At 34.3% G+C, this 14419-nt stretch carries 15 protein-coding genes; 5 read left to right on the forward strand and 10 right to left on the reverse strand.

The genetic code is table 11. The features are described from left to right. Window positions 1–16 precede the first annotated feature (16 nt). The 7 genes from ACRASX_RS16190 to hisS all read right to left on the reverse strand — a co-directional run bounded on the left by ACRASX_RS16190 (window position 17) and on the right by hisS (window position 8069). Window positions 17–1180 carry a sigma-54-dependent transcriptional regulator gene (locus ACRASX_RS16190; RefSeq protein ID WP_066307207.1) on the reverse strand — a complete coding sequence of 388 codons (1164 nt, stop codon included), beginning with the start codon at window positions 1178–1180 and terminating at the stop codon, window positions 17–19. 28 nt (window positions 1181–1208) lie between these two features. Beyond that, the gene (locus ACRASX_RS16195) at window positions 1209–2069 is read right to left on the reverse strand and encodes a mechanosensitive ion channel family protein (RefSeq protein WP_432221983.1); all 861 of its coding nucleotides are present in this window, start codon (window positions 2067–2069) and stop codon (window positions 1209–1211) included. Window positions 2070–2072: 3 nt separating this feature from the next. Continuing rightward, complete coding sequence (locus tag ACRASX_RS16200; protein ID WP_066307209.1) at window positions 2073–3389, reverse strand: ABC transporter permease; 1317 nt, start codon at window positions 3387–3389, stop codon at window positions 2073–2075. Window positions 3390–3461: 72 nt separating this feature from the next. Beyond that, window positions 3462–4391: an ABC transporter ATP-binding protein gene (locus ACRASX_RS16205; RefSeq protein WP_066307211.1), complete on the reverse strand. Its 930-nt coding sequence runs from the start codon at window positions 4389–4391 to the stop codon at window positions 3462–3464. A 189-nt stretch (window positions 4392–4580) separates the two neighbouring features. Further along, the gene (gene dnaJ / locus ACRASX_RS16210) at window positions 4581–5699 is read right to left on the reverse strand and encodes a molecular chaperone DnaJ (protein WP_066307212.1); all 1119 of its coding nucleotides are present in this window, start codon (window positions 5697–5699) and stop codon (window positions 4581–4583) included. A 93-nt stretch (window positions 5700–5792) separates the two neighbouring features. Next, window positions 5793–6371 (reverse strand): nucleotide exchange factor GrpE, encoded by a 579-nt coding sequence (locus tag ACRASX_RS16215; protein ID WP_066307214.1) that lies wholly within the window; start codon window positions 6369–6371, stop codon window positions 5793–5795. A gap of 324 nt (window positions 6372–6695) precedes the next feature. After that, complete coding sequence (gene hisS / locus ACRASX_RS16220) at window positions 6696–8069, reverse strand: histidine--tRNA ligase (RefSeq protein ID WP_432221984.1); 1374 nt, start codon at window positions 8067–8069, stop codon at window positions 6696–6698. A 334-nt stretch (window positions 8070–8403) separates the two neighbouring features. Between hisS and ACRASX_RS16225 the strand changes: the two genes are divergently transcribed. Further along, window positions 8404–9645 (forward strand): ABC transporter permease, encoded by a 1242-nt coding sequence (locus ACRASX_RS16225; RefSeq protein ID WP_066307216.1) that lies wholly within the window; start codon window positions 8404–8406, stop codon window positions 9643–9645. Between the two features lie 36 nt (window positions 9646–9681). Continuing rightward, window positions 9682–9882, forward strand: a complete 201-nt coding sequence (locus tag ACRASX_RS16230; RefSeq protein ID WP_197413380.1) for a YqaE/Pmp3 family membrane protein — start codon at window positions 9682–9684, stop codon at window positions 9880–9882. 95 nt (window positions 9883–9977) lie between these two features. Here the strand turns inward: ACRASX_RS16230 and prmC are convergent, their stop codons facing one another. Beyond that, complete coding sequence (gene prmC, locus ACRASX_RS16235; RefSeq protein ID WP_432221985.1) at window positions 9978–10844, reverse strand: peptide chain release factor N(5)-glutamine methyltransferase; 867 nt, start codon at window positions 10842–10844, stop codon at window positions 9978–9980. 240 nt (window positions 10845–11084) lie between these two features. Next, window positions 11085–11570 carry a GNAT family N-acetyltransferase gene (locus tag ACRASX_RS16240; RefSeq protein ID WP_066307221.1) on the reverse strand — a complete coding sequence of 162 codons (486 nt, stop codon included), beginning with the start codon at window positions 11568–11570 and terminating at the stop codon, window positions 11085–11087. Window positions 11571–11673: 103 nt separating this feature from the next. On the opposite strand from ACRASX_RS16240, the gene ribD reads away from it, so the two are divergent. From ribD to ACRASX_RS16255, 3 genes are read left to right on the forward strand one after another with little or no spacing between them, the layout of a single operon-like run. Next, the gene (gene ribD, locus ACRASX_RS16245) at window positions 11674–12720 is read left to right on the forward strand and encodes a bifunctional diaminohydroxyphosphoribosylaminopyrimidine deaminase/5-amino-6-(5-phosphoribosylamino)uracil reductase RibD (protein ID WP_432221986.1); all 1047 of its coding nucleotides are present in this window, start codon (window positions 11674–11676) and stop codon (window positions 12718–12720) included. After that, window positions 12713–13315, forward strand: a complete 603-nt coding sequence (locus tag ACRASX_RS16250; protein WP_432221987.1) for an HAD family hydrolase — start codon at window positions 12713–12715, stop codon at window positions 13313–13315. Before ribD ends, ACRASX_RS16250 begins: the two co-directional genes overlap by 8 nt. Before the next feature lie 10 nt (window positions 13316–13325). Next, window positions 13326–13958: an IMPACT family protein gene (locus tag ACRASX_RS16255; RefSeq protein WP_432221988.1), complete on the forward strand. Its 633-nt coding sequence runs from the start codon at window positions 13326–13328 to the stop codon at window positions 13956–13958. A 31-nt stretch (window positions 13959–13989) separates the two neighbouring features. On the opposite strand, the gene ACRASX_RS16260 is transcribed toward ACRASX_RS16255, so the two are convergent. Further along, window positions 13990–14394 (reverse strand): acyl-CoA thioesterase, encoded by a 405-nt coding sequence (locus tag ACRASX_RS16260; RefSeq protein ID WP_432221989.1) that lies wholly within the window; start codon window positions 14392–14394, stop codon window positions 13990–13992. Window positions 14395–14419: the final 25 nt, after the last annotated feature.

Below are 14419 nucleotides of genomic sequence, written 5' to 3' on the forward strand. Positions count from 1 at the left end.
AAACCATTAAATTAATTTACTTTGAAGCAAACAGCTTCACATCATTTTCAGAGATTTCAGCACCTCCCAAAATAATTAGACGTTCGACTACGTTTCTAAGTTCTCTTATATTCCCTGTCCAGTCGTATTCTTGCAATAATTGTAAGGCTTTAGCCGAAAAAAACTTTATTGCAGTTCCTTGCTCTGAAGCAATTTTTTCACTGAAATGCTGCACCAATACAGGGATATCGTCTCGTCTTTCGTTCAACGGAGGAACTTTAATCAAAATAACCGCCAAACGATGGTATAAATCTTCGCGAAAACGTCCTTCTGCAATTTCTACTTTCAGATCTTTATTGGTTGCTGCCACAACACGAACATCGACTTTTATGTCTTTATCAGCTCCCACACGCGTGATCATGCTTTCTTGTAGAGCACGCAGCACTTTCGCTTGAGCCGAAAGACTCATGTCGCCAATTTCATCTAAAAAAATAGTGCCTTTATCAGCCGCTTCGAACTTACCTGCTCGGTCTTTTATAGCCGAGGTAAATGCTCCTTTTACGTGTCCGAACAATTCACTTTCAATCAATTCACTCGGAATTGCAGCACAATTCACTTCGATTAACGGAAATGCGGCGCGTTCGCTCTTTTCATGTAATTGATGTGCGACCAACTCCTTTCCGGTTCCGTTTGGCCCCGTAATTAGTACACGTGCTTCTGTTGGAGCAACCTTATCAATCATCAGTTTGATGTGATTAATTGGTTCGCTGTCTCCAATCATTTCGTAATTTTTACTGACCTTTTTCTTTAAAATTTTATTTTCAACTACAAGTTGTTTTTTATCCAAAGCATTGCGAACAGTATTCAACAACCGATTCAAATCAGGTGGCTTAGAAATGTAGTCAAAAGCGCCCATTCTCATCGTTTGAATCGCAGTTTCCATATCACCGTGACCCGAAATCATCACCATCGGAATCTCTGGTTTAATTTTTTTAACCGCTTCTAAAACTTCTACTCCGTCCATTTTTGGCATTTTAATATCGCACAAAACTAAGTCGTAGTCGTTATTTTTTATTTTGTCGAGTCCAATAAGTCCGTTCTCGGCTTCTTCCACCTCGTACGAATCATTTTCTTCGGATAAGATTTTAGACAGCACTCTGCGAATTGCTGCTTCATCTTCTATCACTAATATTTTACTCATCGTTGTTTTTATATTTAAAACTACCCATTTATTCTTTCTCTACATTTTTTTCTAAAGTCGAAGGTACACTAACCAAGTGAACATCTAATTGCGGAAGACATATGGATACATTATTCTGACCAAACAAATCGTATATTTTAAATCGAATCTGACTCTGAATTCCTGGTGTTTTCATTCCGTGGTACACATAAAAATGGACCGAAAAAAGTATGGAAGAATCGTCAAATTCATCAAAAGTAACATTGATTCTGGCATCGGTAACAATTCCTTCAATTGACTCTACCGATTCTAAAAGTAATTTTTCTACCAAACGAGCATCTGTACCATAAGCCACGCCGACAGAAACTTTTTCGCGATTGCTCGAATTATTTTGCGTCCAATTTAGCAAATTATCCTCCATGAATTTGTGATTCGGAATCACCATAACACGGTCGTTACGAGTAAACATTATCGTAGTTCTCAACTTAATCTCTTGCACTTCTCCTACTCTACCATCTACTTCAATAATATCACCAACGTGTAGCGACTGATCGAGTATAATTAAAATTCCAGAAATAATATCCTGAAAAAATGTTTGAAGTGCAAAACCCAAACCTACAAATAAAGCTGCCGAAGCAGTCAAGAACACATTGACGTTAACTCCAGTAGCATTTAACATAATTACAAATACAAATAAGAATACAATGTACTTGAACACTTGAAAAACGCTACTGAATCGTTTTTTGTCGTTTTTAGGTAATCTTCTGCTAAATAGTTTTTGAATTAATTTTAGAGTTATTGATGTACCCATTAAGACAATTACAAACAACAAAACATCTAAAGTAGAAATCTTAATGTTCTCACTATTTATAATATCGTACGAAATAAAATCAATAATTTGTTGCCACATAGTTTAGTATTTAAGCCATTTATATAGTTCTTTCCACGATGGCTTCTTACCATACATTAATATTCCGACACGATAAATTTTGGCCGCAAACCAAACTACACCCAAAAAGGTCGCGAATAGTAAAGTTACTGAAATTGCTATTTGATACCAAGGAACTCCAAAAGGAATTCGCATCAACATAACAATAGGTGAGGTTAAAGGTATAATTGAAAAAACAGTAGCTACGGTTCCGTGCGGATCATTAATCACCGTAAAAAAACCAATATAAACACTTAAAATTAATGGCATTATGATTGGCAATAGAAATTGTTGCGAATCGGTTTGATTGTCTACAGCCGCTCCAATTGCAGCATAAAAAGAACTGTATAAAAAATAACCTCCTATAAAATAAACTACAAAGCCAAACAAAATACTTGCAATTGGCAAATTCCACAATTCACCTAAGTACATTTGTGCGGTTCCAGCAAATTCCTGCTGTGCCGACGCTAAAACTTCTGGAGGAACATTTGAAGTTGGACTCACATTTACTCCAAAAAAAGCAGATGCGGCAAACATTAAACTAAGTCCAATTATAGCCCATATTAAAAACTGCAATAATCCAGCTAAGGAAGTACCAATAATTTTTCCCATCATTAATTGAAAGGGTTTCACTGAGGAGATAATTATTTCGATAATTCGACTTGTTTTTTCTTCAATTACACTTCGCATTACCATATTTCCATAGATAACGATAAACATCATAATTAAATATCCAAAAGCGCCACCAATTGCAATTTTAATTTCATTTAATCCTTTCACACTGCTTTCTCCCGAAGCTTTACTAAGGTTAATTGTTACGCTACTTTGTGCGCTTTTTATTGCTACCGTATCCAATTTTGCGGTTTCAAAATTTAACTTTGTTATTTCTTTAGCGATGGTTCGCTGCGTATTTTCAATAAAAACAATACTGGGACTGTTGTTCGAAATATAATCGATTTTATTTTCTAATTCTTTTACAGTATTCGATTTAGGAATTACCAGAACACCTTGAAAGCTTTCTTTCGCTATACTGTCTTTTAAAGATTCGAGTGGAATTGTAGTTAAATCAATATATTTGAATTCGTTATTTTCTGAATTTTGTTTGGTAAAAGAAGTCGCAAACAAACCCATTTCGTCATGAATAGCAATGCGCTTGGTATCGGCTTTCATGGAACTCAAATAGCCAATAAAACCCGCAATACCGACAAAAAGTAACGGACTTAAAAAAGTCATTACTATAAATGATTTATTGCGCACTTTCGAGATAAATTCTCTTTTTATAATCAAGGATACTATACTCATTCTCAAGAAATTTCGATCTCAATTTCAAAACTCAAAAATGAAGTATTGAAATTAAAATTTATTTTTTAGTAATTATTTTTTCTTTGCCGTTACCGTTTGAATAAAAATATCATTCACACTTGGTATTTTTTCTACAAAATGAGTCACTTGTCCGCGTTGTGTTAAAACATTTAGAAGTTCATTTGAAGTTGAATTCCCGATCTGAATTTCGAGCTTTAATTCTTCATTCAATGATTTAAAATGTGCCGGGGCAACAGTGAATTTTTGCGTAATATCATACATTAAGCCTTCGACATTTGAAGTTAAAATACCTACTTCAAAAGTATTGGATCTAAATTGACGTTTAACATCGTTTAATTTCCCTTCGATTAATTTATTAGATTCGTGAATTAAAGCAATATCATCACATAATTCTTCGACACTTTCCATTCGATGCGTCGAAAAAATAATAGTCGACCCTTTTTCTTTTAAAGCTAAAATTTCGTCTTTAATAATATTGGCATTTACCGGATCAAATCCAGAAAAAGGCTCATCGAAAATCAACAATTTAGGTTGGTGCAACACGCAGACCACAAACTGAATTTTCTGCGCCATTCCTTTAGAAAGTTCTTGTACTTTTTTATTCCACCAACCCTGTATCTCTAATCGGTCAAACCAATAGTCCAATTGTGTTTTAGCTTCTGCTTTAGTCAAACCTTTCATTTGTGCCAAATACAAACATTGCTCGCCTACTTTCATTGAATTGTACAAGCCACGTTCTTCTGGTAAATACCCAATATTACGAATGTGTTTGGCCTGCAACGGCTCGCCGTCTAAAATAATAGTACCGCTGTCTGGTAAAGTAATTTGATTGATAATGCGGATAAGAGATGTTTTTCCTGCTCCATTTGGACCTAATAATCCGTAAATACTGCCTTTAGGAACGTTTAACGAAACTTCGTTAAGCGCCACATAATTGCCGTATTGCTTTACAACTTTATGTACTTCGAGTAAGTTGGTCATATTGTTTTTTGATTTTTTCGGAAGTCCGCAGACTTTTTAAACGTTGGACTGTAAAAGTAAAGAATTCACAGCATAAGTATGGAGATTCGTATTTAAAATAAAACCCTTGTTGGGTATAATAAAGAAAAAACCCATCTGAACTATTTTTTCAAGATGGGTTTTTATACTAATTTCCGAAAAAGTAGCTCTTTAAGAGAACATGTCTTTTACTTTATCAAAAAATGATTTGTCTGATTTTTCAGGATTTGGATCAAAATGCTCATCATTTAAAGCATTTTCAAAGAACTGTTTTTGATCTTTACTTAATGTTTTAGGAGTCCATACATTAACATGAACCAATAAATCACCATTTCCGTATCCATTTATACTTGGAATTCCTTTTCCTTTCAATCTAAGGATTTTACCCGACTGAATTCCTTCTTCTAATTTAATTCTAACTTTTCCGTTTACTGCCTCAATGTCTTTCGAAACACCTAAAACTGCTTCAGGAAAACTAACATATAAATCATAATGTAAATTCTCACCTTCACGTTTCAAAAATTCGTGCTCTAATTCTTCTATAGCAACAATTAAATCACCCGGAATACTGTTTCCTGGTGCGTCATTTCCTTTATTAGAAACCTTCAATTGCATACCATCCACAACACCAGCAGGAATTTTAATTGATACTGTTTCATCCTCCAAAACCATTCCTTGGTTGTCTGCTTCCGCTGGTTTTTTATCTAAAATCTGACCCGAACCACCACAAGCTGGACACGTAGAAGCCGATTGCATGCGACCCAAAATAGTATTAGTAACACGCATTACTTGGCCTTGACCGTTACAAGTTGTACATGTTTTATACGAAACTCCTTTGGCTTGAACTTTACGTTTTACTTTTACTTTTTTCTCCACTCCATTGGCAATTTCCTCTAAAGTCAATTTCACTTTAATTCGAAGATTACTTCCTTTAGCGCGACGAGGACCTCCGCCTCCGCCTCCGCCGAAACCACCAAAACCACCACCACCAAAAATGTCGCCAAACTGACTGAATATGTCATCCATATTCATTCCACCATGACCACCACCGCCAAAACCACCTGAACCATCAAATGCCTGATGTCCGTATTGATCGTATTTAGCTTTTTTCTGCGGATCGCTTAAAATTTCATAAGCTTCAGCAGCTTTCTTAAAGTTCTCTTCTGCCTCTTTGTCGCCCGGATTTTTATCAGGGTGATATTTAATCGCACATTTTCGGTATGCTTTTTTTATCTCGGTAGCGTCAGCACTTTTTGAAATGCCTAATATTTCGTAAAAATCTTTCTTCATAATAGTATAAATTGCTCCGCCAATTCACTAGCGCTCAAGTGCAAATTCTAAAATCCTAACGAATTACTCGTTCAAAATTTCTAATTTGTTATGTTAGTTTCCAATAACTACTTTAGGAAAACGAATAATTTTGTCTCCTAATTTGTATCCTTTTTCAATTACATCAACAATTTTTCCTTTTAAATCATCAGATGGTGCAGGAATTTGAGTAATCGCTTCGGCATAATCAGCATTAAATGCATCACCTGCTCGTACTTCAACTTGCTCTAAACCTTTAGATACCAATGTGCTTTTTAATTTTTCATAAATCAAAACCACACCTTCAATTAGACTTTTATCTTCTGATTTTGTAATTTCGATTAAACCTCTATCGAAATCATCTAAAACAGGTAACATTGCATATAAAACATCTTGATTAGCTGTCTTAAATAATTCGATACGCTCTTTTGAAGTTCGTTTTTTGTAATTTTCAAACTCAGCAAATAAGCGTAAAAATTTATCTTTTTCTTTAGCTAAATCTTGCGTTAACTGTTCTTCAACACTTAACTCTTCAGCAACTAGTTGCTCACCATTAGCGTTGTTCTCAATAGTTACATCATCTAATTCTTGATCGATTTCTGTATTCTCCGTAGTCATATCAGCTTTATTTTTAAATATATTTTTAAACTTCATTTTATTTACTTTCGGTTGGATTGCAAAAGTTCTGCCAAACCTTTTAAAATGTCAAATTGTCATTCGGTCGATATTGCCCTAACAATATCGTTTTTTGGTAGCTAACAATTGCTTATTAAAAAATAAAATTTAGGATAATTTTAAGAGTTTTAAAGGTTGTATTGAATAAATTTGAAGCGCAGTGATTTAAAACTGCATCACAATCCATTCTAATTTAAGGTTAGCTTCGGCTTTTTAATAATTATTAATTCACTTTACCTTATATTAAAAAAAGCTTCGTCACTATTACCGACGAAGCTTTTTTTGTTTTTAATCCCTTTTAATTTATTCTTTCAAAGCGTTTTTTAATCCTTCAAAATCAACCGAAATTTGCTCGCCTGAAACTAAGTTCTTAAGTGAATATTTATGCGACACCATTTCTTCTTCACCAACAATAACTGCAAACGGAATAGCGCGTTTGTCTGCGTGTTGAAATTGTTTGGCAACCTTGGTATCATCAGGATACAGTTCTACTTTTATATTTTCGTGTCTTAATTTCTGAATGGCTTGCAAGGCATAGAAAGCCTCTTTGTCTCCATAATTAATAAACAATGCTCTAGAAGAAGCAGCTACCGTTTCTGGAAACAATTGCAACTCTTCGATAACCAAATAAATTCGATCTAAACCGAAAGAAATTCCAACACCGCTCATGTTTTTTAAACCAAAAATACCCGTCAAATCGTCGTATCTTCCGCCACCACCAATAGAACCCATTGCGACCGTTTTTGAAGCAGCTACTTCAAAAATAGCACCGGTGTAATAATTTAAACCACGAGCCAATGTTACATCCAAATCTAAAATGGCACTAGTCAATCCTAATTTGGAGACATTATCGCAAATAAAACGCAACTCTTCTACTCCTTTCATTCCTTCTTCAGAAGAAGCTAACAATTCTGAAAGTTGGTTTACTTTATCTGAAATACTTCCCGAAAAAGAAAAAAGAGGTTGCACTTTTACCAAGGCTTCAGAAGATATTCCTTTTTCAATCATTTCTTTTTTAACGCCTTCTTCACCAATTTTATCCAATTTATCTAAGGCAACGGTAAAATCAATCAATTTATCAGATGCTCCGATAACTTCGGCAATTCCCGATAAAATTTTTCGATTGTTAATTTTAATCGTGACGCCTTCCAACCCTAATGCACTAAAAACGGTATCATATAATTGTACCAATTCGACTTCTTGCCACAATGATTTTGAACCAACTACATCGGCGTCGCACTGAAAAAATTCTCTAAAACGTCCTTTTTGTGGACGATCAGCTCTCCAAACCGGTTGAATTTGATATCTTTTAAACGGAAATTCAATTTCATTTTGATGTTGCACAACGTATCTCGCAAAAGGAACAGTTAAATCATAACGCAATGCTTTTTCTGAAATGCTAGCGGTTAATTTGGTACTGTCTTTAGACTCTAAATGAGTGGAATTTGCTTTGGATAAATAATCGCCTGAGTTTATAATTTTAAAAATCAAACGATCTCCTTCTTCTCCATATTTCCCCATTAAAGTATCCGAATTTTCAAAAGAAGGCGTTTCGATTGGCTGAAAACCAAACTTTTCGAAATTACTTTTGATAATTTGAATGATATACTGACGTTTTGCCACTTCAGTTGGTGAAAAATCTCTCGTGCCTTTGGGAATACTTGGTTTTGATGCCATTTCAATTTTTAATTTTAAATTCTTGAGTGTCGATTTCGTAATTCTTAAACTCTCAATACAATATATCTTAAAGAAAACTAAAGACTTAAAGACTTCTTAAACGCATAGTAACATGGAATTTTCTTTATTTAAAAAAGACTTTCTATTTTGGCTAGAAAACATAGCTTTTAATAAAATTTCAAAAATAATACAACTATGAATGTATGTGTTTAATTTTTTTCTACTGTGTAATATTGATTTAAGCGACTGCAAATATCTTACTTTTTAAAATATTTTACAGCGCTTCTAAAACAAACTTGTAACAAAAATTGTATTTTCGTGACAAATTGGTACGATGCTAAAACTATTTAAAGAAAATATCCGAATTGCTTTTGGTTCCATCCGAACGCAAATTTTACGAACCATTTTGACCGTATTAATTATTGCAATTGGAATTACTGCTTTGGTGGGAATTTTAACGGTAGTTTCGGCTTTAGAAAATACCATTTCTACAGATTTCGCTTCTATGGGCGCCAATACATTCAACATCAATCAGTACGAGAATGAAGTAAAACAGCGTGGAGGAAACGAGCGAGAAATAATCAACCCAATTATTTCGTATCCTGAAGCGGTTGAATTTAAGAACAAATATAACTTTCCGTTTGCCGAAACCTCACTTTCGTTTACTGCCACATCTTCTGCCGAAGTAAAATATTTGGGAGAAAAAACAGATCCAGAAATTAGCGTGGTTGGTATCGACGAATACTTTTTGACGAACTCTGGTTTAGAAACTACTTTGGGTCGTAATTTCAATCGCTTTGACGTTGAAAACAACACGTACAATTGCATCGTTGGTTCTGATTTTGAAAAAGGTCTTTTTAAAGACATCAATCCAATTGACAAAATAATTTCAATTCGTGGCGCTCGTTTTAGAGTTATCGGAGTTTTAAAAGAGAAAGGCTCCACGTTCGGGAACAGTCAAGATTTACGTGTTCTGATTCCTATTCAAGTGGCACGTTCATTATTTACAGCACCAAGTATCAATTACACGGTGAGTATAATGGTTAGCAAAAAAGAATTATTAGATGAAGCCATTGATAACGCAACAAGCACGATGCGCAGAGTTCGAAAACTAAGTCCAGTTCGTGATAATAATTTTGGAATTGTACGCAGTGATGACTTGATTAATCGTATTTTGGGAATTACCCAATATCTCGGTATGGCGTCATGGCTTATTAGTATTATTACTATTTTAGGTTCTTCGATTGCCTTAATGAATATTATGATTGTTTCAGTTACCGAAAGAACCCGCGAAATTGGCGTACGAAAAGCTTTAGGCGCTAAAAAAGTGACTATTGCGACTCAATTTTTTATAGAAACTATGATTATTGGCCAATTGGGCGGATTGGTTGGAATTATTTTAGGAATTTTAATTGGTTACGGAATTTCTACTGCCATGAGTTTTGTTTTTGTAGTGCCTTGGACTGCTATTTTTGCTGCTTTTGCGACTAGCTTTATGGTTGCCGTGATTTCTGGTCTATATCCTGCAATTAAAGCTTCTACCTTAGATCCTATCGAGGCATTAAGATACGAGTAGTCATTTTTTAAAATACACTTTAAACCACTATATTCCATGATGACATTAATTGCAATTTTCTTTCCGTGTATTTCTTTTTTCTTGAGAGGAAAAATACTTACATCCATATTATGTTTATTTTTACAAATAACTTTAATTGGTTGGATTCCTGCAGCTATTTGGGCAGTTCTTTCTTTGCAAAATGCAAGAGCTGACAAGCGCAACAGAAAGTTGGTTAACGCCTTAAGAGTGAAGTAATTTACATTCTTTATCATTCTTGCAAATCGTAAATAACTAATTTCTTTCTATTAACGATTCTAAGACCTTCTAATACTATCTTAAAAGTGAATGCGTTACGCTTTTGAAACTTCACAACCAATCATTCGGTCATTTTCGTAAATATCTTTGCGAAGTTCAATATTTTTAAATGATTTAGTTTCTAATAAGGCTTTTGTTTCTTGTCCTAAATATTGATTGATTTCGAAGAATAATTTACCGTCAACAGCGAGGTTTTGCTGCGCTAAATCGGCAATTTTTTTATAAAAAATTAATGCATCGTCATCTTCTACAAACAAAGCCAAATGCGGCTCATTGTGCAGTACATTATTTTTTATTTCTTGCTTTTCTAAATTACGCACGTACGGCGGGTTAGACACAATAATATCATATTGCTCCTGTAACTCATTGGTCTCCAAAATATTTTTATGCAGGAAATGAACTTTGACTCCGTTATTTTTTGCATTTTTTCGCGCCGTTTCCAATGCTTCTCTCGAAACATCAATCGCGCAGACTTTAGCATTTGGCAGATTTTTAGCCAATGAAATAGCGATGCATCCACTACCAGTACCTATGTCTAAAATATTGACTTTTTTATTTTCTGGAAATTTAAACTTGACCACATCAACAATCCATTGCACTAATTCTTCCGTTTCGGGACGCGGAATCAATACATTCGAATTCACTTCAAAATCCAATCCATAAAAACTTGTTTTTCCTAATAAATACTGAATCGGGATTTCTTTTTTTAATTGTGCTAAAAATGAATTCCAAACTTCAATTTCATCTACATTAAATTCTAATTCAGGATTCAAAGCCAAATGAATTTGTTTCAATTGATGCTTTTCTTCCAATATCAAATAAAAAAAACTCTCTGATTCTAACGCATCGTACAAAGCTAAAAGTTCTTGAATAAAATGAGTTCGGTAAGATTTAATTCGCATAACGTAGGTATTAAATTTGAAAGAATTTTGAAATAATTAAAATTTTGGGGAGTTTATTTCTTTTCTTTATTTGAACAAAGAAAAATGCAAGTAACTAAAAAGTGCATCAACTGTAATTGCAACAAAGTAGCTGCTTTTAATTTCATAACTATTTCTTGCATAAAGTCTTACATTTTTTATTTTACCGTCAAAAAGTACAATTAAAAAAACAAAACAAATGAGTTTTGTCTCAAAATCTACTTACAATTCTTTCAGCATCCAAACAGGACAGGAACTGTGACCTGTATTTCCCATTGGTTGGTCTAAATAATTAAAACCTGCTTTTCGATATAATTTTTGCGCTGATTCCATAAAAGACATGGTTTCGAGATAGCATTTTTTAAAGCCAAAATTTCGAGCATCCATCAAACATATATCCATCATCGCAGAACCAATGCCGCTGCCTCTTGTCTCGGGTAAAAAATACATTTTTTGCAATTCACAAATATCCTCAGACTCATTTACTAAGGGGCCAATTCCGCAACATCCTACCACTTTCGTATTAAATTCTACAACATAGTACGCCGATTTTGGCTTATTGTATTCCTCGAACATTTCATCCAAATGCGGATCAGCATAGGCGGTTCCTACTTTTGGAATTTCCAACTCCTCAAAAACCGAGCGAATTAGTTCCGCAACTGCTGCATTGTCTTCGTGCGTCATTTTTCGAATTACCCAATTTTCCATTGTCTTACAAAAGTTTTAATTTTCAACAAAAGTAAAAATACTTTTCCGTTATTCGTGTCTTTCAAAACGAAATGAACCAATCTAAATTGACTATTTTTGTGAGGTGAAAAAGCATCAAAAATACATCAGCCGCTGCATCGAACTTGCCAAAAACGGATTAGGAACTACCTATCCCAACCCTATGGTTGGAAGCGTAATTGTTTACAACGACCGAATTATTGGAGAAGGTTGGCATAAAAAAGCAGGAGAACCGCATGCCGAAGTACACGCAATAAATAGTGTCAAAGATAAATCGCTACTAAAAAAAGCGACTATTTACGTTAGTTTAGAACCCTGCAGTCATTTTGGTAAAACACCACCTTGCTGCGATTTAATTATAGCCACGGGAATTCCGAATGTAGTTATTGGAACGGTTGACCCCAACGAAAAAGTAGCCGGTCGTGGAATTAAAAAATTAATTGAAGCGGGGAAAAATGTGACAATTGGTATTTTAGAAAGAGAATGCAACCTACTTAACAAACGTTTTTTCACTTTTCACAACAAACAACGTCCGTATATTATTTTAAAATGGGCCGAAACTGCCGATGGTTTTTTAGCACCAACAGCTGCCCATTCGGAGCGCGCTCCCGTTTGGATTACCAATGTCTATTCGCGCCAATTGGTTCATAAATGGAGAACAGAGGAGCAAGCAATTTTGGTTGGAACACAAACTGTTGTTGCAGATAATCCGAAATTAAATGCACGCGATTGGTCAGGAAACAATCCAGTTCGAATTGTGATTGATAAAAACCAACGCATTACTAAAGAAAGCTATGTCTTTGATAATCAAATAAAAACAATTGTATTTAGCGCAAAAATTCTAAAGCATTCTCTTGAAAACATTATCTTTGAATGTATTGATTTTAATAAAAATATTGTTCCGCAAATCATTACAAAATTATACGAACATCAAATTCAATCGGTAATAATCGAAGGTGGTTTGCACACTTTACAGTCTTTTATCGAAAGTAACCTTTGGGATGAAGCTCGAATTTTTATCGGTGCTAATTCTTTTATAGAGGGCATAAGGGCACCAACAATTACCGGAAAAAGAACACTAATTCAGCAACTGAAGGACGACCAATTAATTCAAATTAATAACCATGATTGATACAATAATTTTTGACTTTGGTGATATTTTTATCAATCTCGACAAGCAAGCTCCTGTTATTAAATTTAAAAAACTAGGCCTTAAGGAATGGAATTCGGAATTGGATGAACTAAATATTCAATTTGAAACCGGTAAAATTTCGCGTGAAGAATTCTTAGCTGGTTTTCAAAAACAAATTCCAGATGCTTCAGAAAAAGCAATTTTAAACGCTTGGAATTCTGTGCTACTTGATTTTCCCTTATATCGTTTGGAGTTTTTACAATTACTCTCTAAAAAATACCGTCTGTTTCTATTAAGCAATACCGATTCGATTCATATTGCAACTTTTGAGAAAAAAGTAGGCGCTTCATTTTACAGTGATTTTTATCAATGTTTTGAAAAAGTATATTTTTCCTTCGAAATGGGCATGCGAAAACCAAATCCTGAAATTTACAGTCAACTAATTAAAATTCATGAGCTTTCTCCAAAAAGAACTTTGTTTGTAGACGATCGCGCAGACAATACCGACGCTGCAAAAGCGCTAGGAATTCATGTTTGGAACTTAAAAGTCGGAACAGAAGATGTTATCGACTTATTTGATAAAAATTTTATTTAAACCTATTTTCTTGGATTACTTAGACACGTACCATACAATTGCTTCGGCATCAGACGAGATTTTATACAAAGAAAAAGGCAGCAAGTTTTTCGGCTATTCGTTCCCTCTTGCTACCGAAGAAGAAGTTAAACCCATTATTGAGACCTTAAAAAAGCTACATCCAAACGCAGTTCATTATTGCTATGCCTATCAACTTGGAACGGCACCAACAATGAGTTATCGCGCGAATGACGATGGCGAACCAAGCAACACTGCTGGACTGCCGATTTACGGCCAAATTCAGTCGTTTAATGTAACAAACTTGCTAATCGTAGTTGTTCGCATTTTTGGAGGCGTAAAATTAGGAGTAGGTGGTTTAATTTCGGCCTATCGAACTACTGCGCAAATGAGTCTCCAAGTTTGTGAAATTATTGAAAAAACAATTGATGTACATTTTATAATCTCATTTGATTATATAAACATGAACAAAGTGATGCGTGTAATTAAGGAAAAAAATCTTGCTATTGTTTCACAAGAAATGGAAATGGATGAAGCTACCGGAAATCCGATTGGCAAAATTGAGATAAAAATTAGAAAAAAAAGCGCCGAAATGATTTTCGACACCTTTAATTCAATATTCGAAATTAACATAGAACAGCTTTAATTTTTACTAAAAAAGCAATCTCGTTTTGCAATTATTGGAGCTTTTTCACAATATCCAAAATATAATCTGGCGGAGCAATCGGACGACCCGTTTTTAACGACACAAATACCAGTAAAAAGGAGGCAGTTGTTAATAACTCATTCGCTTCGTTATAAATCGCGCAATCAAATTCAATCTTAACAGAAGTTTGACTTTTAAAGTTTGTATGAACCGTAAGTAGTTCATCATAACGTGCCGATTTTTTATAATTAATGGTCATAGAAACGATGGGAAGCGCAATACCACTTTGCTCCATCTCTTTATACGAAACTCCTTGATTTTTAAGCCATTCCACTCTTCCTATCTCAAAATAAGGCACATAATTGCCATGATAAACGACTCCCATTTGGTCTGTTTCTGAATACCGAACACGTACTTCTACTTGGTGATTTTTCATTATTTTATTTTTATTATTTTTTTAT

It is taken from the genome of Flavobacterium sp. TMP13, from assembly GCF_050847115.1.
Lineage (GTDB): Bacteria > Bacteroidota > Bacteroidia > Flavobacteriales > Flavobacteriaceae > Flavobacterium.

Bases quoted from the DNA above. Each gene is read 5' to 3' on its own strand.
- ACRASX_RS16250 (WP_432221987.1), top strand. From the start codon at position 12,713: ATGATTGATACAATAATTTTTGACTTTGGTGATATTTTTATCAATCTC.
- ACRASX_RS16190 (WP_066307207.1), bottom strand. From the start codon at position 1,180: ATGAGTAAAATATTAGTGATAGAAGATGAAGCAGCAATTCGCAGAGTG.
- hisS (WP_432221984.1), bottom strand. From the start codon at position 8,069: ATGGCATCAAAACCAAGTATTCCCAAAGGCACGAGAGATTTTTCACCA.
- ACRASX_RS16240 (WP_066307221.1), bottom strand. From the start codon at position 11,570: ATGGAAAATTGGGTAATTCGAAAAATGACGCACGAAGACAATGCAGCA.
- prmC (WP_432221985.1), bottom strand. From the start codon at position 10,844: ATGCGAATTAAATCTTACCGAACTCATTTTATTCAAGAACTTTTAGCT.
- ACRASX_RS16215 (WP_066307214.1), bottom strand. From the start codon at position 6,371: ATGAAGTTTAAAAATATATTTAAAAATAAAGCTGATATGACTACGGAG.
- ACRASX_RS16225 (WP_066307216.1), top strand. From the start codon at position 8,404: ATGCTAAAACTATTTAAAGAAAATATCCGAATTGCTTTTGGTTCCATC.
- ACRASX_RS16195 (WP_432221983.1), bottom strand. From the start codon at position 2,069: ATGTGGCAACAAATTATTGATTTTATTTCGTACGATATTATAAATAGT.
- ACRASX_RS16200 (WP_066307209.1), bottom strand. From the start codon at position 3,389: ATGAGTATAGTATCCTTGATTATAAAAAGAGAATTTATCTCGAAAGTG.
- ACRASX_RS16230 (WP_197413380.1), top strand. From the start codon at position 9,682: ATGATGACATTAATTGCAATTTTCTTTCCGTGTATTTCTTTTTTCTTG.
- dnaJ (WP_066307212.1), bottom strand. From the start codon at position 5,699: ATGAAGAAAGATTTTTACGAAATATTAGGCATTTCAAAAAGTGCTGAC.
- ACRASX_RS16260 (WP_432221989.1), bottom strand. From the start codon at position 14,394: ATGAAAAATCACCAAGTAGAAGTACGTGTTCGGTATTCAGAAACAGAC.
- ACRASX_RS16205 (WP_066307211.1), bottom strand. From the start codon at position 4,391: ATGACCAACTTACTCGAAGTACATAAAGTTGTAAAGCAATACGGCAAT.